This is a genomic window from Pseudoclavibacter sp. RFBG4, assembly GCF_002931515.1.
Lineage (GTDB): Bacteria > Actinomycetota > Actinomycetes > Actinomycetales > Microbacteriaceae > Pseudoclavibacter.
The window spans coordinates 1-20,629 of the sequence record NZ_PSYC01000038.1 but is presented as its reverse complement, the minus strand read 5'-3'; the positions used below and the strand labels follow the sequence as shown (position 1 = coordinate 20,629).

The 20,629-nt window shown below is 69.3% G+C and carries 18 protein-coding genes; 9 read left to right on the top strand and 9 right to left on the bottom strand.

Going from position 1 to position 20,629, the window contains the following annotated elements:
• Positions 1-80 precede the first annotated feature (80 nt).
• Positions 81-1,616: a DEAD/DEAH box helicase gene (locus C5E10_RS14535; protein ID WP_104332245.1), complete on the bottom strand. Its 1,536-nt coding sequence runs from the start codon at positions 1,614-1,616 to the stop codon at positions 81-83.
• 332 nt (positions 1,617-1,948) lie between these two features.
• Between C5E10_RS14535 and C5E10_RS14530 the strand changes: the two genes are divergently transcribed.
• Positions 1,949-3,175, top strand: a complete 1,227-nt coding sequence (locus C5E10_RS14530) for a galactokinase family protein (RefSeq protein ID WP_104332244.1) — start codon at positions 1,949-1,951, stop codon at positions 3,173-3,175.
• Positions 3,176-3,229: 54 nt separating this feature from the next.
• On the opposite strand, the gene C5E10_RS14525 is transcribed toward C5E10_RS14530, so the two are convergent.
• Positions 3,230-4,285 (bottom strand): LacI family DNA-binding transcriptional regulator, encoded by a 1,056-nt coding sequence (locus tag C5E10_RS14525; protein ID WP_104332243.1) that lies wholly within the window; start codon positions 4,283-4,285, stop codon positions 3,230-3,232.
• A gap of 130 nt (positions 4,286-4,415) precedes the next feature.
• Between C5E10_RS14525 and C5E10_RS14520 the strand changes: the two genes are divergently transcribed.
• From C5E10_RS14520 to C5E10_RS14510, 3 genes are all read left to right on the top strand, one after another.
• Complete coding sequence (locus tag C5E10_RS14520; RefSeq protein WP_104332242.1) at positions 4,416-5,624, top strand: Gfo/Idh/MocA family protein; 1,209 nt, start codon at positions 4,416-4,418, stop codon at positions 5,622-5,624.
• Position 5,625: 1 nt separating this feature from the next.
• A complete protein-coding gene (locus C5E10_RS14515) occupies positions 5,626-6,630 on the top strand; it encodes a sugar phosphate isomerase/epimerase (protein ID WP_104332241.1) in 1,005 nt (334 codons plus the stop codon).
• Between the two features lie 223 nt (positions 6,631-6,853).
• On the top strand, positions 6,854-7,261 hold the full coding sequence (locus tag C5E10_RS14510; RefSeq protein ID WP_104332240.1) for a tautomerase family protein: 408 nt from the start codon (positions 6,854-6,856) through the stop codon (positions 7,259-7,261).
• Between the two features lie 72 nt (positions 7,262-7,333).
• Here C5E10_RS14510 and C5E10_RS14505 read toward each other — a convergent pair whose 3' ends face one another.
• Entirely contained in the window at positions 7,334-8,110 is a 777-nt protein-coding gene (locus C5E10_RS14505; protein ID WP_104240639.1) for a GntR family transcriptional regulator, read from the bottom strand.
• Positions 8,111-8,217: 107 nt separating this feature from the next.
• Positions 8,218-9,789: a signal recognition particle protein gene (gene ffh, locus C5E10_RS14500; RefSeq protein ID WP_104240638.1), complete on the bottom strand. Its 1,572-nt coding sequence runs from the start codon at positions 9,787-9,789 to the stop codon at positions 8,218-8,220.
• Between the two features lie 79 nt (positions 9,790-9,868).
• Here ffh and C5E10_RS14495 point away from each other — a divergent pair, with 79 nt between their 5' ends.
• From C5E10_RS14495 to C5E10_RS14485, 3 genes are all read left to right on the top strand, one after another.
• Positions 9,869-10,453 carry a gamma carbonic anhydrase family protein gene (locus tag C5E10_RS14495; RefSeq protein ID WP_104332239.1) on the top strand — a complete coding sequence of 195 codons (585 nt, stop codon included), beginning with the start codon at positions 9,869-9,871 and terminating at the stop codon, positions 10,451-10,453.
• Positions 10,454-10,462: 9 nt separating this feature from the next.
• Positions 10,463-10,678 carry an SCO4848 family membrane protein gene (locus C5E10_RS14490; protein WP_104240636.1) on the top strand — a complete coding sequence of 72 codons (216 nt, stop codon included), beginning with the start codon at positions 10,463-10,465 and terminating at the stop codon, positions 10,676-10,678.
• A 125-nt stretch (positions 10,679-10,803) separates the two neighbouring features.
• The gene (locus C5E10_RS14485; RefSeq protein WP_146080295.1) at positions 10,804-11,976 is read left to right on the top strand and encodes a sorbosone dehydrogenase family protein; all 1,173 of its coding nucleotides are present in this window, start codon (positions 10,804-10,806) and stop codon (positions 11,974-11,976) included.
• Positions 11,977-11,999: 23 nt separating this feature from the next.
• On the opposite strand, the gene C5E10_RS14480 is transcribed toward C5E10_RS14485, so the two are convergent.
• From C5E10_RS14480 to ftsY, 4 genes are all read right to left on the bottom strand, one after another.
• Entirely contained in the window at positions 12,000-13,367 is a 1,368-nt protein-coding gene (locus C5E10_RS14480; protein WP_104332237.1) for an MFS transporter, read from the bottom strand.
• Between the two features lie 87 nt (positions 13,368-13,454).
• On the bottom strand, positions 13,455-13,850 hold the full coding sequence (locus C5E10_RS14475; protein ID WP_104332236.1) for a hypothetical protein: 396 nt from the start codon (positions 13,848-13,850) through the stop codon (positions 13,455-13,457).
• A gap of 110 nt (positions 13,851-13,960) precedes the next feature.
• Positions 13,961-14,392 (bottom strand): hypothetical protein, encoded by a 432-nt coding sequence (locus C5E10_RS14470; RefSeq protein WP_104332235.1) that lies wholly within the window; start codon positions 14,390-14,392, stop codon positions 13,961-13,963.
• 68 nt (positions 14,393-14,460) lie between these two features.
• Positions 14,461-15,336, bottom strand: coding sequence for a signal recognition particle-docking protein FtsY (gene ftsY / locus C5E10_RS14465; RefSeq protein ID WP_104332234.1), 876 nt, complete (start codon positions 15,334-15,336; stop codon positions 14,461-14,463).
• Positions 15,337-15,436: 100 nt separating this feature from the next.
• Between ftsY and C5E10_RS14460 the strand changes: the two genes are divergently transcribed.
• Entirely contained in the window at positions 15,437-16,003 is a 567-nt protein-coding gene (locus C5E10_RS14460) for a histidine phosphatase family protein (protein ID WP_104332233.1), read from the top strand.
• A 209-nt stretch (positions 16,004-16,212) separates the two neighbouring features.
• The gene (locus tag C5E10_RS14455; RefSeq protein WP_104240630.1) at positions 16,213-17,316 is read left to right on the top strand and encodes a TerC/Alx family metal homeostasis membrane protein; all 1,104 of its coding nucleotides are present in this window, start codon (positions 16,213-16,215) and stop codon (positions 17,314-17,316) included.
• A gap of 705 nt (positions 17,317-18,021) precedes the next feature.
• Here the strand turns inward: C5E10_RS14455 and C5E10_RS14450 are convergent.
• On the bottom strand, positions 18,022-20,629 hold a 2,608-nt coding region (locus tag C5E10_RS14450; protein ID WP_374953513.1), incomplete at its 5' end, for a DEAD/DEAH box helicase.

Genomic DNA, 20,629 nt, shown 5'->3' with positions numbered 1-20,629 from the left:
GGGATGCACGCCAGAGACGCCGAACGGGCGGGCCGATTGCTCGGACCGCCCGTTCGGGGATGCTGCGTGTGAGGCGCTGACTACTGGCCGGAGGACCAGCTGGCGCGACGCGAACCGCCGCGCTCGCCACCGCGCGAAGGCGCGGCCGGCGAGGAGGTGCCAGCACGACGCGGACGAGATTCTCCGCGACGCTGGCCCTGGGCTGCGCCTTCGCCCGCCTGTCCGCGCGCTGGACGCGACGCGGACGAGCCCTGCGAGGAGGACGAGGCTGCACGACCGCGGCCGCCGCCGTTGCCGGAGCCGCCACGAGCTGCACCGCCGCGAGCAGGAGCAGCGTCGCGCTTGCGACGAGCGTTCGCTCCCTGCGACGTGCCACGGCCCTGGTTGACCTCGACGTTGCCGGATCCCGGTCCGCCCGGAACTGGGCGCACGGTCGGAGCGACTTCGCCGATGAGCTCGTTCACGAACGGCGAGTTGACGTTCGCACGCTGCGGGGTGACGCCGATCTTGGCGCGACGCAGCAGCATCTCGGTGTCCTTGCGCTGGCTCGGGAGCATGAGCGTGACGACGTCACCCTCGGAGCCCGCGCGGGCCGTGCGGCCGGAGCGGTGCAAGTACGCCTTGTGCTCGGCGGGCGGGTCGACGTGGACGACGAGCTCGATGGCGTCGACGTGCACACCGCGGGCGGCGACGTCGGTTGCGACGAGCACGTTGACTTCGCCACCGGAGAAGGCCGCGAGGTTGCGGTCGCGGGCGTTCTGCGACAGGTTGCCGTGCAGGTCGACGGCGGGGATGCCGGACGCGGTCAGCTGCTTGGCGAGCTTCTTCGCCTGGTGCTTGGTGCGCATGAACATGATGCGACGGCCCTTGCCGCTCGCCAGTGCGTGGACGAGGGCGGTCTTCGCCTCTGGCGTCTCCGCCTCGTACACGTGGTGCGTCATGGCGGCGACGTGCGAGTTCGACTCGTCGACCGAGTGGAGGATCGGGTCGCTCAGGAACTTCTTCACGAGCTTGTCCACGCCGTTGTCGAGCGTGGCGGAGAAGAGGAGACGCTGGCCGGACTGCGGCGTCGCGTTCATGATGCGCGTGACGACGGGCAGGAAGCCGAGGTCGGCCATGTGGTCGGCCTCGTCGAGCACGGTGACCTCGACGGCGTCGAGGTTGACGATGCGCTGCTTCATGAGGTCGTCGAGGCGGCCGGGGCAGGCCACGACGATGTCGACGCCGTTGCGGAACGCGGTCTCCTGGGGGCGCTGCGAGACGCCACCGAAGACGGTCGTCACGGTGAGGCCGGCGGCCTTCGCGAGCGGCTCGATGACCGCGGCGACCTGGGTTGCGAGCTCGCGGGTCGGGAGCAGCACAAGGCCGAGCGGGCGGCCCGGGCGGCGCTTGCCACCGGAGACGGCACCGGCGAGGCGTGCGACGAGCGGGATGGCGAACGCGAGCGTCTTGCCGGAGCCCGTCTTGCCACGGCCGAGGACGTCGCGACCCGCGAGGGTGCTCGGAAGCGTCGACTGCTGGATGGGGAAGGCTTCGTGCTTGCCGGCTGCGTCGAGCACGGTCACGAGCGACTTGGGGACGCCGAGTTCGGCGAAAGTTGAGGTGGTTTCCGTCATATGGAGGTCATGCCTTTCAATCGGCACGCAGAGAACGCACAACACTCGTGTGCTGCGCTCTTGCGGCGATGATGCGGGCGAATGTGCCCGTTCGCCGCAACTCGTGAAATCGTGCCGAGGCAGAAAAGGTGCCCTCGAACAACAAACGGTACGACGATCGTGGGAAATAGGACCCACAAGCTGTCGATCCTAGCACGCCGAACGCCTCCCGACCAGGGGGACGGCCCACGCACGGGGGTTTCGGCGCTCGTCCAGGACGCATTTATTAGAATCACCGTGCGCATGCACAGGGGCGGACGCCCATTCGCCCATGCCTGAGAAACGGTGACGAGATGAGCAGAGACCTGACGACGATCGTGTGCGACGGCTTCCGAGCCGCGTTCGAGCGAGAGCCCCTCGGAGCCTGGTCGGCACCCGGCCGGGTCAGCATCATGGGCGACCACACCGACCTGCAGGATGGCGTCGGGTACGCCTGCGCGATCCCCCTGCGCTCCAGCGCGGCGATCGCGCCCCGCGACGACGGGCGCATCCGCATCGTCACCGACCTCTCGCCCGACGAGGCCGTGACCGACCTGCGGTCGATCGTCTCAGAGATCCCCGCACGCGACTGGCGCGCCTACCCGCTCGGCGCGGTCGCCAGCATGCTCCGCTTCGCACGGGAGAACCCGCCGGAGGGCACGCGCGGCGACGGCGACGAGACCGACCCTGGAGTCCCGTTCTTCCTGGGAACGGGCCTCGACATCTTCCTCACGACGGACGTGCCGGTCGGCGCCGGGCTCGCCTCCTCGGCATCCGTCTGCGCGACCATCAGCACGGCGCTCAACGACTTCTGGGGCCTCGGGATGAACGTCGAGGAGCTCGCCGAGATCGGGCGCCAGACCGAGGCGGAGATCGTCGGCGCGCCCAGCGGCCTGAGCGACCACATCACCGTGCACGCCGCGCGGAGCAACGAGGACGTGTTCTTCGATGCTCGCGGCTCCGACGTCTCGATCCTGCCTGCGCCGAGCTCCGCCGATTCCGGCTTCGTGCGCGTGCTCATCGACACCAAGGAAGCGCACCGCAACTGGTCGGCCGAGTTCGCGCAGCGGGCCGACGACTGCGCCCGGGCGGCGGAGACCCTCGGCTTCCAGACGCTTCGCGAGGTGCGGCCCGCGGAGCTGGACGCAGCGGCCGAGCGGCTCGACGACACTGTGTTCAGGCGCGCACGCCACGTGGTCTCCGAGATCGCCCGCACGCTCGAGTTCACGAAGCTCATGCGCACCGGAGAGTCGCCCGAATCCCGAAACCATCTCCTCGCGGAGTCGCAGGTGTCGCTGCGCGAGGACTTCGAGGTCTCGACGGCGCGCATCGACTTCACGGTCGAGCTGGCCACCTACCTGGGGGCGCCGAGCGCCCGCATGACCGGCACGGGCCTCGGCGGCTCGGTGTTCGTCATGCATCCCGCAGACAAGTTCGACGAGCTGCGCGAGAGCGTCCTCGGGGCGTACGCCGAGCAGGGGTGGGAAGAGCCGCTCGTGCTGGCCTTCGAACCCGCTGCTGGGGCGCGGCGAGACCGCTGAGCCACAGCCGCCTGGCATCCAGGCTGCCTGGTCGCTGGAGAAACGGTGGCGGCCTCAGGAGTCCGTGGCGTCCGTCGCAGTCGCCGTCGAGCCGCGCACGGTGAGCGTTGGCTGGATGACCCTCCGGGCCGCCCGAGACGGAACCCCTGCCGCCCCGTCGCGGGCAGCCGTCCGCACCCCCTCGATGCGGGCGAGGAGAAGCTCGGCCGCGGCACGACCGACCTCGGCGCTTCGGTCATCGACCGAAGTGAGCGAGAGGTGGTCGAAACCCGCGAGGTGCGAGTCGTCGTAGCCCACGATCGACACGTCCGCGGGAACGCGCAGGCCGAGCTCATCGAGCGTTCCCAGCACGCCGAGCGCCATGACGTCGTTCGCCGCGAAGACGGCGGTCGTGGCCGGCCAGCGCTCGAAGAGCTCTCGTGATGCGCGACGCCCCTCGCTCTGGTCGGTCGCTCCCGAGCCGCCGATGACCCGCGGCTCGAGCCCCGCGTCGCGCATGGCGCGCTCGTAGGAGCGCCGCCGGAGCTCGCCGGCGCGGCCGGTTCCCGTGACATGGCCGATCTGCGTGTGCCCGAGGTCGCGGAGATGCTCGACCGCGAGCCGCGCGCCGGCCTCGTCGTTGTTCGCGACGAGGTCGGCACCCGCCGGCACGATCGCACGGTTGCCGGCGACGACCGTCGGCACGGGGAACCCCTCGGCAGGGACCGCGTCGACGTCGCCGCCGATGACCAGCCCCTCGACGCCCGCCGCCAGGAACCCACTGATGGGTGACTGCTCGAGGTGCGCGTTGAGGTTCGCGTCGGCGACGGTGACGTGGAAGCCGGGCGCGTCGAGCACCGCCTGCATCCCCTCGAGCAGGTCGACGAACCAGGGGTTCCGGAAGTCGTCGATCATGACGCCGATGGCGCGGGTCCGGTTTCCGGCGAGCGCCGCGGCGGCCCGGCTCGGCAGGTACCCGAGCTCCTGGATGGCCGCGCGCACCGCTGCCCGCTTCTCGTCGCTGACGCGGGTCGAGTTCTGCAGCACGAGCGAGACGAGGGATTTCGAGACCCCGGCGCGTTCGGCGACGTCGTAGATCGTCGGGCGCTTCTGACGCGGGGAAGGGGGCATTCGACACTCCGGACGACGATTGTTTGACAGGACATTCTTTCATGACCTACCTTCCAGTGTAGCGCTCCAACACCGTCGTCGGTCGCCTGCGCTCACCCAACACAGCTCTCGCAGAAACACAGGAGAACCAATGTCACAGCCACTGGGCGTCGCCGTCATCGGCGCAGGAATGGCAGGCCGCGCGCACGCCGCCGCCTACCGCGTCGCATCCACCCTCTACAGCCCCACGCTGCCGGAGATCCGCCTCGTCTCGATCGGAGACGTCAACCCGGAGTTCGGCGAACTCGCCGCCAAGCGCTTCGGCTACGAGCGCACCGACTCCTCCTGGCAGGCCATCGCGGCAGCCGACGACATCGACGTCGTCAGCGTCGTCATCGCGAACTCGCTCCACCGCGAGGTCGTCGAGGGCCTCCTCGCCGCCGGCAAGCACGTGCTCTGCGAGAAGCCGCTCAGCGACTCGATCGAGGACGCCCACGCCATGGCAGCAGCCGCCGAGCGCGCGGACTCCATCGCCCGCGTCGGCTTCACCTACCGCCGCTCCCCCGGCATCGCGTACATCCGCCAGCTCATCCAGGATGGAACGCTCGGCAAGCTCCTGCACTTCAGCGGTCGCTACTGGACCGACTACGCGTGCAGCCCGATCGCCCCTATGAGCTGGCGCTTCAAGGGCGGCCCCGGCAGCGGCGCCCTCGCCGACGTCGGAAGCCACATGACCTACATCGCGGAGTTCCTCGGCGGCGAGATCCAGGAAGTCAGCGGCGGCACCCTCAGCACGGTCATCAACGAGCGGCCACTCCCGCTCGGCGCGGTGCTCGGGCACGACCACGCAGCGGTCAGCGACACGCTCGAACCCGTCGAGAACGACGACTACGCGGCGTTCTCGCTCAAGTTCGCCCAGGGCGCCGGAGCCATCGAGGTCTCCCGAGTCGCCCGAGGCCACGCGAACAGCCTCATCTTCGAGGTGTTCTGCGAGAACGGTGCCGCCCGCTACGACCAGCGCCGCCCCTCCGAGATCGAGCTCTTCCTCGACGACGCCCCCTCCGCCCAGAACGGGTACCGCCAGATCATCCTCGGCCCGGAGCACCCCTACATCGCCGGCGGTCTCGCGATGGATGCCCCCAGCGTCGGCTTCGGACAGAACGAGGCCTTCTCCTACCAGGCACGCTCCTTCCTCGAGGAGGTGGCGGGGATCTCGGAAGAAGACTCGCTCCCCCGCTGCGCGAGCTTCGAGGAGGGAATCCACAACATGGAGCTCCTCCACGCCGTCGCCGAGTCGGCCGCGGCGGACGGCGCAGCCGTCCGCATCTCCCCCACCAGCACACAGAAGAACGGAGCCTGAGATGCGTCTCGGCGTCTACAACGCGATCCTCCACGACCGCTCGCTCCCCGAGGCGATCCAGGTCGTCTCAGAGCTGGGCCTCACCGGCATCGAGCTCAACTCCGGCGGGTTCCTTCCCGCCACGCACATCCCGAACTTCGACGAGATCCTCGAGAGCGACGAGGCCAGGGACGCGTTCCTCGCGCAGTTCGAGGGCACCGGCGTCTCGATCGCCGGCCTCAACTGCAACGGCAACCCGCTGCACCCTGACCGTGCGATCGGCGAGAAGCACGCCGAGGACATCCGACGCTCGATCCGCCTCGCCGCTCGCCTCGGGCAGGACCGGGTCGTCACGATGTCGGGGCTGCCCGGCGGCGAGCCCAGCGCGACCACCGTCAACTGGGTGGTCAACGCCTGGAACTCGGCGGCGCTCGACGTCATCGACTACCAGCTGGACGTGGCGGCGGAGTTCTGGACTGGGATCGACGAGCTCGCTCGCGAGCACGGCGTGAAGGTCGCGCTCGAGCTGCACCCGCAGAACGTGGTGTTCAACCCCGCGAACTTCCGCGAGCTGATCAAGCGCGCTGGCACGACGAACATCGGCGTCGAGCTCGACGCCTCGCACCTCTTCTGGCAGCAGATGGACCCGGTGGCGGTCGTCCGCGACCTCGGCGAGTGGGTCTTCCATGCGGCAGCGAAGGACGTGCGCGTCAACCCGGCGGCTGCGATCTACGGCGTGCTCGACAACCAGTTCCGCAAGCTCTCGGCGGACGAGCCGCGCACCAATCTGGGCGGCGACGAGTGGGCGAACGAGTGGCCGAAGAACTCCGCGTGGGACTTCGTCGCGCTCGGTCGCGGCCATGACACGGCGTTCTGGACGGAGTTCCTTCGTGCGCTGCACGAGGTCGACCCGGAGATGTGGGTCAACATCGAGCACGAGGACACCTCGCTCGGTCGCATCGAGGGCCTCGAGGTCGCCGCGAAGGTGCTCACCGACGCGGATGCGGCTCTCGAGGCATCGCTCTGAGCGCCGCTCTCACCTCGCTCTGACCTCGCTCTGACCTCAGACTCGGGTGCGACTCTTCTGCGAGAGCCCCGCACCTGACCACAAGGGCCGCATCCGCGTGGATGCGGCCCTTCGTGGCCTCGGTGGTTGTCCGTCATTTGTTAGGACATTAAGACTTTTGACGCTAGAATCGGAGCGCAGACAGCACACGTCACCTCCCCCTCGACCTCAAGGACACCGCACCATGCCTCTCGTACGCATCGACGTCAACGCCGGCCGCAGCCCCGAGCAGATCTCGTCCATCGCCGACGCCATCCACGACGCCATCGTCGCCGAGTACGGGATTCCCGCTCGCGACCGGTTCCAGATCATCACCGAGCACCAGAGCGGGCAGATCATCGCCCAGGATGCGGGCCTCGGCTTCGAGCGCTCATCAGGTGTCGTCATGATCCAGATCTTCACGCAGCGCGGACGCACGCCCGAGGCGAAGCAGTCGCTCTACGCCCGCATCGCCACAGCGCTGGGCGAGCGCGGCGTCGAAGGCAACGACGTCTTCATCGGCTACGTCGAGAACGGACCGGAGGACTGGACCTTCGGCTTCGGCCGCGCCCAGTACCTGACGGGTGAGCTCGCGGTGCCGAACCGCGCCTAGCGTTCCCCCCCGAGGCCCCACGGAGAACGCCCACGGCTCAGCCGTGGGCGTTCTCCGTGCAGCAGAATCGGGTCAGCGCTCGACGAGCGTGATCTCGAACGTGTAGAGGTCGGGACGATAGCAGTGGCGGCCGTACTCGACCGCGCGGCCCGTTGCGTCGAAGGCGACGCGCGACATCGTGAGCACCGCGGCACCGCCGGAGAGGTCCAGCAGGCGCTCCTCTTCACGCGAAGCCGTGCGCGCACCGATGCGCTGCTTGGCGATGCGCATCGTCACGCCGCGGGCCCGGAGGAGCTGGTAGAGCCCATGCTGGACGAGCTCGTCCTCCGTCAGCTCGACGAACGGCTCAGGCAGCACGTTGTCGAGGATCGCCAGCGGGACCCCATCCGCACTCCGAAGGCGCGAGATGTGCAGCGTCGGGCTCCCCACCTCGATGCCGAGGGTCTCGGCGAGCTCCGGGGTCGCGTCCTCCACCCGCCGCGAGAGGAGCGTCGTGGTGGGCTTCTGCGCCGAGCGCTCGAGGTCCTCGAAGAGGCTCGTCAGCTCGACGTTGCGGGTCACCGGGCCGTGCACGACCTGCGTGCCGACGCCCCGGCGGCGCACGAGCAGGCCCTTGTCGACGAGCTCCTGGATGGCGCGCCGGACCGTCGGGCGGGAGAGACCGAGGCGATGCCCGAGCGAGATCTCGTTCTCGAGCTTGGATCCGGCCGGAAGCGTGTCGTCCCTGATGGCCTTCTCGATGCGCTCCGACACCTGGTGGTACAGGGGCACAGGGCTCGAACGGTCGATGCCGACGAACAGCCCGAGTGGGAGTCGGGCCTCGCCTGTTGCTGCAGCTTCATTGCTCAATGGCGCACTCCTCGGACGACTTGATGACGTGACAATGCTACTCGGGCGACGGAGAGTTCTCTCCGTCGCCCGCGGCGAGGCGGACTCGCCGCCCCGAGAGCTTGTCGCTAGCCGCGCCCCAGGTACTTCTGGAGCTGCTCGAGCTCGGCCTCGTTCGGCTGACCATCACCGGCCGCCTGGCGCCCGAAGCCCGCGCCACCGAACGCGCCGCCGGGACGCTTCGGAGCCGACGCCTCCTCGATGGCCTGCTGGGCGCGCTTCGCCGGGTTGCCGCTGCGTTTGCCCTGCTGCTTCTTCTTCCCGCCCTTCGCGGGAGCCTTGCGCCCGCCGTGCTGGCCCGGAATGGGACCCATGCCCGGGATCTGCGGGGTGCCGCCGCGGGCGACGGTCTTCATCATCTTCGCCGCCTGCTCGAAGCGCTTGACGAGCTCGTTGACGTCGGTGACCGTGCGGCCGGAGCCGCGGGCGATGCGAGCACGCCGCGAGCCGTTCAGCAGCTTCGGGGTCTGGCGCTCGGCCTTGGTCATCGACTGGATGATCGCCTCGGTGCGGACCAGCTCGCGCTCGTCGAAGTTCTCGAGCGCCTCCTTCATCTGGCCCATGCCCGGGAGCATGCCCATCATCTTCTTGAAGTTGCCAGCCTTGCGCAGCTGCTGCATCTGCTTCAGGAAGTCGTCGAGCGTGAAGTTCTCGGTCGCGAGCTTCCCGGCGATCTCCATCGCCTCGTCCTCGTCGAAGGCCTTCTGGGCCTGCTCGATGAGGCTGAGGATGTCACCCATGTCGAGGATGCGCTTCGCCATGCGGTCGGGGTGGAAGACCTCGAAGTCGTCGAGTCCCTCACCGGTCGACGCGTACATGATGGGGCGCCCGGTGAGCTGAGCGACCGAAAGGGCGGCACCACCGCGGGCGTCGCCGTCGAGCTTCGAGAGCACGACACCCGTGAAGTCGACGCCCTCCTGGAAGGCCTTGGCCGTGGCGACGGCGTCCTGGCCGATCATGGCGTCGATGACGAAGAGCACTTCGTCGGGGCTCGTGGCGCGGCGGATGTCGGCCGCCTGCTTCATGAGCTCCTGGTCGACGCCGAGGCGTCCGGCCGTGTCGATGATGACGACGTCGTGCAGCTTGTCCTTCGCGAAGCGGACGGCATCCGTCGCGACGCGAACCGGGTCGCCGACGCCGTTGCCCGGCTCGGGTGCGTAGACCTGCACGCCGGCCTGCTGGCCGACGACCTGCAGCTGCGTGACGGCGTTCGGGCGCTGCAGGTCGGCGGCGACGAGCAGCGGCGTGTGCTTCTCGCCCGCGAGTCGCTTCGCGAGCTTGCCCGCGAGCGTCGTCTTGCCCGCACCCTGGAGACCGGCGAGCATGATGACCGTCGGCGGCTGCTTCGCGTACTCGATCTGGCGGGTGTCGCCGCCGAGGATGCGCACGAGCTCCTCGTTGACGATCTGCACGACCTGCTGCGCGGGGTTGAGGGCGCGATTGACCTCGTCGCCGAGGGCGCGCTCGCGCACGTGCGCGGCGAAGTCCTTGACCACGGGAAGCGCGACGTCGGCTTCGAGCAGGGCGCGACGGATCTCGCGCACGGTGCCGTCGACGTCGGCGGGCGTGAGCTTGCCCTTGGAGCGGAGGCCGGCGAGCGTCTGCGTCAGCCGGTCAGAGAGGTTCCCGAAAATGGCCATAGTCCGCCCATTTTAGCTGAGGCCGGGGAGTCTGGTGTGCGGGGTGGCCTGAGAGAAGCACAACTGGGATCATCGGAGCATGACCAGCGCTGCTCCCCTGATCCTCCCCTTCGAGGGCAAGACCCCCCGCATCCACGAGACCGCCTGGATCGCGCCTGGCGCCGTCATCATCGGCGACGTCGAGATCGGCCCCGAGTCCTCGGTCTGGTACGGCTGCGTCCTGCGAGCGGATGTGGGAGGCCGCATCGTCATCGGCGCACGCTCGAACCTGCAGGACGGCACGGTGGTGCACGTCGAGCACGACGTCGACACCATCATCGGGGACGACGTGACGGCGGGTCACCAGGCGCTCCTCCACGGCACGACGATCGCGAACGGATCCCTCATCGGCATGAAGGCGGCGTGCCTGTCCCGCTCGGTGATCGGCACCGGGGCGCTCGTGGCTGCCGGCGCCGTCGTCCTCGAGGGTGCGAGCATCCCCGACCGCGTGCTCGCCGCCGGCGTGCCCGCGAAGGTGCGGCGCGAGCTCACACCGGAGGAGAGCCAGGCGTTCATCCCTCACGCCGCCGGCTATGTCGCCCTCGCGAAGCGCCAGAGCCCCGCGAGCGCGGCCGTGCCGCTCGGCGAGGCGCACGGCGGCGAGGAGGCTCCGACGCGCGAATAGGCTGGGGGCATGGTCTTCCTCGCAAGCATCGCGCTCCTCGTCGGCGCCGTCTTCAACGTCGTCGTCTGGCCCTCGTTCTACCGGCGAGTCTCGAACGACCCGCGGGCTCGCGACGAGAACGGACGCCCGACGCGGTTCCTCACCGTGCACGCCGTTCTGGTGCTCGCGGCTCTTGTCATCGGCATCGCCCAGGCGCTGCTCGGCATCCTCCTGCTGACGAACTGACTGGTCGACCGGAGGCCGCTGAACCGCGTCGCCGCTCGCGGACCGGGGCCCGACGGGCACGGAGCGCCAGCACAGGCTGCTCGGCTTGACTGGTGGCACCCCTCGTCGACCGATTGGCCACCGTCATGACCAAGCGCACCGCTCCCCTGCTCGCCCTCGCCGCCGTCGCAGCGCTGACCCTCGCCGGATGCGCGCCGACGCCGGAGCAAGCCGAGCCGAGCGCCTCCGCCTCGGCGAGCCAGCCACCAGCATCCACGACCCAGGCGCCCACGACACCCGAGGCGGCCGGCGAAGAGGCCGGCCCCGTCGCCCCCGTCGGCGACCCCCGAGTGGTCACGACCGGGCTCCAGGCGCCCTGGTCGGTCGTCGAGCTCGAGACGGGCGACTACCTCGTGAGCGAACGCGACACAGGGCAGATCGTCGAGGTGTCCGCCGACGGCTCGAACCCCAACCGCGTCGTCACGACCATCGCCGACGTCGAGCCCGGCGGCGAGGGCGGCCTGCTCGGCCTCGCCCTCGCAGGCACGAGCGACGACGAGGCGCAGTGGCTCTACGCGTTCTACACAGCGGCCTCGGACAACCGCATCGTGCGCTTCCCCCTCACCTGGGAGGGCGGCGTCGGCGTCGGAAGCCCGGAGGTCGTCGTGGACGGCATCGCGAAGGCTGGCAACCACAACGGGGGCAGGCTGGCCATCGGTCCGGACGGCTACCTGTACGCGGCGACCGGCGACGCATCCCAGACCGAGCTGGCGCAGGACCAGAACTCGCTCAACGGCAAGATCCTGCGCATGGAGCTCGACGGCTCCCCCGTCGCCGACAACCCCTTCGGCAACCGCGTCTACTCGATGGGCCACCGCAACCCGCAGGGCCTCGCGTTCGATGGCTCCGGGGCGCTGTGGGCGAGCGAGTTCGGGCAGAACACCTGGGACGAGCTGAACAGGATCACGGCGGGCGGCAACTACGGCTGGCCCATGGTCGAGGGGCAGGGCGACGACGCCACGTTCGTGAACCCCGTGCTGCAGTGGTCGACGAACGAGGCCAGCCCGAGCGGCCTCGCCTACTCGCGCGACACCCTCTTCATGGCGGGGCTCGGCGGCGAGCGGCTCTGGAAGATCGCCATCCCGGAGGCGTCGGAGGCGAGCGACGAAGCGCTCTACGTCGACGAGTTCGGCCGACTCCGCGACGCGGTCGTGACCTCCTCCGGGAGCCTGCTCGTGCTTACGAACAACACCGACGGCCGCGGGTCACCGCGCGACGGTGACGACACGCTCCTGGAGTTCACGCTCGCCGCATCCTGACCCGCTCCGCGCCGGGGACACGCTCAGCTCGCCGCGGGCGCTGGCTCCGTCTTCGGGTTGCGCACGCCGAGCCACGAGCTGAGCGCGCCGGCGAACAGCAGACCAGCCGTGACGAACATGAGCGGCTGGAAGCTGTCCACGTCGATCGTGCCTCCGGCGATGACGCCGATCATGGCGATCGCGACGAGCCCGGCCACGCGGGAGATGGCGTTGTTCGTCGCCGAGCCGATGCCCGACTGCGCCGTCGGCACGGATCCGAGGATGGCGGACGTGAGCGGCGCAACCGTCATCGAGAGGCCGAGGGAGAAGACGAGCACGCCGGGCAGCACCTGAGTCCAGTAGTTCACCTCGGCGCCCAGCCCCGAGTACAGGAGGGTGCCGACACCCGCCAGGATCGGGCCGAGCGTCATGAAGAGGCGCGGCCCGAAGCGCCCGCTCAGCGAGCCGAACCATGACGAGAGGGCGACGTTCGCGATCGAGGTCGGCAGCGTCGCCAGCGCCGCGAAGGTCGCGCTGAACCCGGCGACCTGCTGCAGGAAGATGGCGAGCACGAACCCGCCGAGCGACAGCGCCGCGTAGACGAAGACCGTGGCGATGTTGCCGGCCCAGAAGTTGCGGATGCGGAACAGCCCGAGCGGCAGCATCGGGTGGGGCGCGCGGGCCTGCCAGACGAGGAACGCCGCGAAGCTCACCAGGCCGAGGACCAGCGGCAGGAGCACCACGGGACTCCCCCACCCGTAGTTGCCCTGCTCGATGAGCGCGAACACCGGCCCGCCGAGGCCCAGGAACCCGAGAACCGCGCCGAGCACGTCGATTCGGCCGCCCGAAGGCGCATCGAAGCCGGCGCCGAGGCGGGTGAGCATCCACAGCGTCACGAGAATCGGGATGACGTTGATGCCGAACACGAGCCGCCACGTCAGGTAGTCGGCGGCGAGGCCGCCCAGGAACGGGCCGGCGAGGAAGGCCGCGCCCGTCCACGCCGTCCAGGTGCCGATCGCCTTCGCCTGGGCCGCGTCACGGAACGCCGAGATGATGAGCGCCAGCGAGCTCGGAACGAGCAGCGCACCCGCGACCCCCTGCAGCGCCCGCGCGACGATGACGAACTCGGGAGTCGGCGACAGCGCGATGGCGACGCTCGTCACCCCGAAGCCGATGAGCCCGAACCGCAGGACCGAGATGCGCCCGAACACGTCGGACAGGGAACCCGCGAGGAGGATGAGCGAGCCGAGGGTGATGAGGTACGCGTCCACGATCCACTGCTGCGTGCCGAGGCCGCCACCGAGCTCCGAGACCATCGCGGGCAGCGCGACGTTCGTCACCGACCCGTCGAGGAAGGCGACGAAGGACGAGAGGATCGCGATGACGAGGATCTGGCGTTGCTGGCGGGTCACGGGGCAGACAACCCGTCGCGGCCGCCATTCCTTCCGCGATCCCGCGAATTCGAGGATTTGTCTCGCGGCATGGGAAAACCGAGTGCGCTACACGCTTCGGGCGTCTTCGGGATGCCCCACACCGTCTGAGTCCCGCTGTGCATCCGCTGCCATGCGGCGCAGGATCGACGGCCGCAGCAGCTCGAAGCGCAGCAGCTCCGGCAACGGCTCGTCGCGGAACACCGGGAGGCTCTTCCACCGCAGCGCGCTGGCGACGGCGTTGGCGGCGACCGCGACGACGACGTAGATGGCGCCAATCCAGGTGAGCGACGGGAAGGCGAAGGACACCAGGAGCCCAGCACCGATGAGGCTCGCCATGGCGAAGGCCTTCACCGGCCACGAGGTCACGGGCACCGTCCCGAGCGCGAGGAACACGCCGCCGCCGCCCGCGAGCACCACCGCGAGCGCGTAGGCAAGGAACACGAACAGCCCATCCGTCATCATGAGCGACCTCCTCGGCACGTGGCCTGAAGCGTACTCCGAGACGCCGACAAGCCGGTGAGCGTCTATGCCACCCAGCTCGCGGTGAGCCGCGGTGCGGAAGTGGAGCTGCGCTAGCGCCTCGGACCCCGCTGTCGCCTGGCGCCGTGGTCGGCGCCGCGCCCGCCCTGCCTGCGGCGCCGGTCGTCCTCCAGCTGCACCGCATCCGCGGCCATCCGCCGCAGGATGTCCGGGCGCAGCAGGACAAGTCGGAACAGCTCAGGCAGCCGGGCCCCGCTGAGCTGCGGGAGCCTCCGCCACCGGAGCGCGCTCGTCACCGCGTTCGCGCCGACGACGACCAGCGCGAAGACCACGCCGATCCACGGCGGCAAACCCGAGCCGGACAAGATCAGCAGCACCCCGCCGAGCAGGCTCGCCATCGCGATCACCGTCACCAGCCACGACCGGACCGGCACCCCGCCGACTCCGAGCAGGACCCCGCCGGCTCCCGCAAGGGCCACCGCGAGCGCAGACGAGAGGACAGCGATCACTCCGTCGGGTTCCACAGCAGTCTCCTCCTTCTCCTCCGCGGAGGGAGTCCACCAGACTCCCTCCTCGCGTCGATCAGCGGCGGTCAGCCGACGAGCTTCTCCGCGAACACGTGAGGTGTGAAGCCGGCGAGGTCGTTGATGCCCTCACCCTGGCCGATGAGCTTGATGGGCAGGCCCGTGCGCTCCTGCACAGCCAGCACGAAGCCGCCCTTGGCGGAGCCGTCGAGCTTCGTCACGACGAGGCCCGTCACGCCGGCATGCTGGATGAACGCCTCGGCCTGCGCGACACCGTTCTGCCCCGTCGTCGCGTCCAGGACGAGCAGCACCTCAGAGATGGGGGCGAGCTTCTCGACCACGCGGCGGATCTTCGACAGCTCGTCCATGAGGCCGCTCTTCGTCTGCAGGCGGCCAGCCGTGTCGATGACCACCATCTCGAGCCCCTCGCGCATGGCGATCTCCACCGCCTGATAGGCGACGGAGGCCGGATCCTGGCCGTGCTGCTGCGGGCGCACGATGCCCGCGCCAGCGCGCTGCGCCCACGTCGCGAGCTGGTCCACGGCGGCCGCGCGGAACGTGTCGGCCGCCGCGACGACCACCGTGCGGCCGTTGATGCGCAGGAAGTTCGCGAACTTGCCGATCGTCGTCGTCTTGCCGACGCCGTTCACCCCGACCACGAGCGTCACCGCGGGACGCTCCCGGAGGTTCAGCGTCGTGTCGAACTTCGACAGGCGCTCCTCGATGAGCTCGCGGAGCATCCGCTTCAGGTCCTTGGGGTCCTCAGTGTGGAACCGGGCGACCTGGTCGCGCAGCTGCTCGACGATCTCGTCGGTGATGTCCGGCCCGAAATCGGCCGTGATCAGCGCCTCCTCGAGGTCGTCCCACGTCGTCTCATCGATCTTCTGCCTGCCGAACATGCCGCGCAGAGCGCCGGACAGTGACCAGGGAGTGCGTTCAGCCATGTGCCAAGCGTAGTCAGCGCTCTGACACCATGGGAGTTCGCCCCTCAGCCAACGGCAGAATCCTGAACAGGCAGCGGGCGGAATCCTCGAATGGAGCACTATGCGCATCGGCCTCATCCGCCACGGCGAAACCGACTGGAACGCGACCGGACTCCTGCAGGGAGCCACCGACATCCCGCTGAACTCGCGGGGCCTCGACCAGGCGAACGACGCGGCTGGGCTGCTCGTCGGGCAGGGCTGGAGCCACCTCTACAGCTCCCCGCTGTCGCGTGCGCGAACCACGGCCGAGATCATCGGCCAGGGCACTGGCCTCGGAGCCCCCACGCTGCTGCCCGGCATCATCGAGCGCAGCTTCGGGGAGCTCGAGGGGCAGAAGTACTGGATGCCGGACGGCACGCGTCGTCCGCTCGATCACCCGAGCATCGAGCCGACCGGCGTCGTCGTCGAGCGGTCGCTGGCCGCTATCGCGGACGTCGCGGCAGCGCACCCCGACGAGGACTCGCTCGTCGTCTGCCACGGCAGCGTCATCCGCCTCGTGCTCACCTCGATCCTCGGCGCCCAGGCTCCCCACATCGGCAACCTCGCCCTCAGCATCCTGCGCCCCGGCGCCGACGGGGGCCTCATCGTCACCCTCCTGAACGGCTACCCGCTCGTCCCGACCCCGTAGCTGCCCCTCGCCTTCGCTCACAGCTTCGATCCCGCCCCTGGTGCCGCCCCTCTCGCGGTGTACTATGAGCTTCGTTGAAGGGGAGTATTCCTCCTGCGGCGCGCTCGTCATCACGGCGACTGTCATCAGTCACCCGGGCGCGTCGGTCGGTTTCTGCCGACGGAAGAGACCTTCGGCCGATTCGCCGAACTCACCCCTCCGGAGGACCCGTGGACGTTCCCATTTGGATCTGGGCGGTGACCATTGCCGTGGTCATCGGCTTCTTCGTATTCGACTTCTTCACGCACGTGAAGACGCCGCACGAACCGAGCCTCAAGGAAGCCGGCTGGTGGTCGATCTTCTACATCGCGCTCGCCGTCGTCTTCATGGTCGCGCTCGGCTTCGTGTGGGACTGGCAGCACGCGGGCGAGTTCATCGCCGGCTACACCACTGAGAAGGCGCTGTCCGTCGACAACCTCTTCATCTTCCTCATCATCATGACGAGCTTCAAGGTGCCGAAGATCGCGCAGCAGAAGGCGCTGCTCATCGGCATCGCCATCGCGCTCGTCATGCGCTTCGCCTTCATCATCGCGGGCGCCGCGATCCTCGAAGCCTGGGTCTCCGTCTTCTACATCTTCGCCGCCTGGCTGCTCTACATGGCCGTCAAGCAGGCCATCGACTCCTTCAAGGACGAAGAGCCCGAGATGCCCAAGTGGGTCGGCCTCGTGCGCAAGATCATCCCCGCCAGCGAGCACTACGACGGCGACAAGTGGAAGATCCTCGAGAACGGCAAGAAGGTCTGGACGCCGCTCATCCTGGTCATCGTGGCCCTCGGCTTCACCGACCTGCTCTTCGCGCTCGACTCCATCCCCGCCATCTTCGGCATCACGCAGGAGCCCTACCTCGTCTTCATGGCGAACGCGTTCGCGCTCATGGGCCTTCGCCAGCTGTACTTCCTCATCGGCGGACTCCTCGAGCGTCTCGTCTTCCTCGACCTCGGCCTCGCGTTCATCCTCGGCTTCATCGGCGTGAAGCTCATGTTCCACGCCCTCCACGAGAACGAGCTGCCGTTCATCAACGGCGGAGAGCCGCTCCTCTGGATCCCCGAGATCCCGATCTGGCTGTCGCTCACGTTCATCTTCGGCGTGCTCATCGTCGCCACGATCGCGAGCATCATCTACACCCGCGCCAAGGGCGATGACGCACCGAGCACCGTCGGCTCGGCGGCTGGCGGCCCGGAGGCCGCTGCTGCAGGCGTCGAGGGCACCACGCCAGACGCTGCGGAGGCCACGGACGCGGCCCCCGTCGCGAGCAGCGAGCCCGACCGCCGCTAGTCGGGGCCCGACAACCACCAGCAACGCCGAAACCGGATGAACGCGCCAGTCGCGAGCATCCGGTTTCGTCGTCTTAGTTGACGGAAGCGAGAGAGCCGGGAGAGCGGGGACCCGGGCGCCCTCCGGTGCCCCGCTGGACACCTGGGGTCCGCGCATGGCTCCCGCCCAGACCTGGGGCACAAGCACCCGAGCTCAGCCAGGCGCGTGCACAAGTCCCAGGTCTGCAGAAGGTCCCAGCGCAGACCTGTAGCACAAGCACCTGGCCCCGGCCGGGCGCGTGCACAAGCCCCAGGTCTGCAGCAGGTCCCAGCGCAGCCCTGCACCACAAGCACCTGGCCCCGGCCAGGCACCTGCGCAAGCCCCAGGTCTGCGGATGCGCTGGCACAGACCTATGGCACAAGCACCTGGCCCCGGCCGGGCGCGTGCACAAGCCCCAGATCTGCGGATGGCTCCAGGGCAGACCTATGGCCCAGGCACCTGGCCTCGACCAAGCGCATGCGCAAGCCCCAGGTCTGCGGATGCACTGGCACAGACCTATGGCGCACGCACCTGGACTCGGCCACGTGCGTGCACAAGCCCCAGGTCTGCGGAACGTCCCGGAGGACACCACTCGCGTGTGGCCGGAGTGCCGCCGCGCTTGGCACGCGGCGCCCGGCAGGCAGCGCCCGGCAGGCAGCGCCTGGCAGGCAGCGCGCGGCGCGCCGCCTAGAGCCGAGTGACCTCGGTGACGCGCACGATGGCCTCGCCCGCCTCGTGCGACTCGGCGAGGTCCACCTCGGCGCGGATGCGCCAGTCGTGGTCGCCCGCCGGGTCGTCGATGATCTGCTCCACACGCCACACGCCGCTCCAGAGCCCGCCGGACTGGCGCCCCTCGGAATCGTCGATCGTGAGGAGCTTCGGCGACCTGGCGGCCGCATCCACCCCCATCGTGTCGTGGTCGGCGAAGTAGTCGTCGAGGGCCTTCGACCAGTCGACGTCGGGGTCGAGCTCGCTGAGCGCTTCGTCTCGCTCGAGGGCAGCGAGCTGCACGCGGCGGAACATCTCGTTGCGCACGAGCACCGTGAAGGCGCGACGGTTGCCGACGACACTGGGCGGCGCGGGAGGCACGACCGGTTCGTCGCTCGCGGCCTGCTGCTCCGGGTCGACGAGGGAGGCCCATTCGTCGATCAGGCTCGAGTCGACCTGGCGGACGAGCTCGCCGAGCCACTCGATGATGTCGAGCAGCTCCTCCGTCTTCGCCTCGTCAGGCACCGTCTGGCGAATCGCCTTGTACGCGTCGCTCAGGTAGCGGAGCACAAGCCCCTCGCTGCGCATGAGCTGGTAGAAGTTCACGTACTCGGCGAAGCTCATGGCCCGCTCGAACATGTCGCGCACCACGGACTTCGGCGAGAGCTCGAAGTCGCGCACCCACGGCTCGTGCTGCGCGAACAGCTCGAACGACTGCGCGAGCAGGCCCTCCAGCGGCTTCGGGTGCGTGACCTCCTCGAGTCGCTCCATGCGCTCGTCGTACTCGATGCCGTCGGCCTTCATCTGCGCGACCGCCTCGCCTCGCGCCTTGAACTGCTGCTGCGAGAGCACGGGGCGCGGGTCGTCGAGGGTGGCCTCGATGATACTGACCACGTCGAGCGCGTAGTGGCCGGACCCGACGGCGCCCTCGCCGCTCGTGTTCTCCTCGGAGCCGCGGTCGCCGGGGGCAGCCTCCGCCTCCGGGTCGAGCAGCTCGATGGCGGCGAGCGCAAACGGCGACAGGGGCTGGTTGAGGGCGAAGTTCGCCTGCAGGTCGACGGTCAACGTGATGCGACCCTGCCGGCCGATCTCGACGATGCCGGCAGTCACGAGCGTGCGGAAGATGCCGATCGCGCGCAACGCCAGCTCCCGCTGGCGGGCCGGCTTCTCGTGGTTGTCGTAGACGAGCCTCTTGGCGTTGCCGAAGACGTCTCCCCCACGAGCGATGACGTTGATGATCATCGACGCCGTGATGTGCATGTGCGAGGTGAGCGGTTCAGGCTCGGCCGAAACGAGCTTCTCGAACGACTTCTCGCCCCACGAGACGAAGCCCTGCGGCGCCTTCTTCTTGACGATGCGCTTGCGCTTCTTCTCGTCGTCTCCGGCCTTGCGCACGGCTGCAGCATTCTCGATCTCGTGCTCGGGCGCCTCGACGACGACCGTGCCTGCCGTGTCGTAGCCCGCGCGTCCGGCACGCCCCGCGATCTGGTGGAACTCGCGCGCCGAGAGGTGCCGCATCCGCTGCCCGTCGAACTTCGCGAGCGCCGTGATGAGCACCGTGCGGATGGGCACGTTGATGCCGACACCGAGGGTGTCGGTTCCGCAGATGACCCGCAGGAGGCCCTTCTGCGCGAGCGTCTCGACGAGGCGTCGGTAGCGGGGCAGCATGCCGGCGTGATGCACGCCGATGCCGGCGCGCACGTACCGGGACAGCACCTTGCCGAACGCGGTCGTGAAGCGGAAGCCGCCGATCGCATCGGCGATGGCATCGCGTCCGGCACGGTCGACGACCTTCAGGCTCGACAGCGCCTGCGCGCGCTCGATGGCGGCGGCCTGCGAGAAGTGCACGATGTAGATGGGCGTCTTGCGCTCCTCCACGAGCTTCTCGACGGTCTCGTGCGTCGGCGCGACCACATACGAGAAGTCGAGCGGCACGGGGCGCTCGACGCCCGTCACGAGGGACACGTCGCGCTGCGTGCGCCGTTCGAGGTCCTCGACGATCTCGGTGACATCGCCGAGGGTCGCCGACATGAGCAGGAACTGCACGTCGGGCAGCATGAGCAGCGGCAGCTGCCACGCCCACCCGCGGTCGGGGTCGCCGTAGTAGTGGAACTCGTCCATGACGACCTGGTCGACATCGGCGTCGGAGCCCTGGCGCAGGGCGAGGTTCGCGAGGATCTCGGCGGTGCAGCAGATGATGGGCGCATCCGGGTTCACGGAGCTGTCGCCCGTGACCATGCCCACGTTCGCGGCGCCGAAGATCTCGACGAGGGCGAAGAACTTCTCGCTCACGAGCGCCTTGATCGGCGCCGTGTAGTAGCTGCGGCCGCCCTGCGCGAGGCAGGCGGCATGGGCCGCGATCGCGACCAGCGACTTGCCCGTGCCCGTCGGCGTCGAGAGGATCACGTGCGCCTCGGAGACCAGCTCCATGACGGCTTCCTCCTGCGCCGGGTACATCGTGATGCCGCGGCTCGTCGTCCACAGCTCGAACGCCTCGAACATGGAGTCCGCGTCGTACGGGTCGGGCAGGAGCGTCACGAGGCCCAGCTTGGGCTCTGGGATGGCGGGGGCTGGGGCGGAGGTGCCG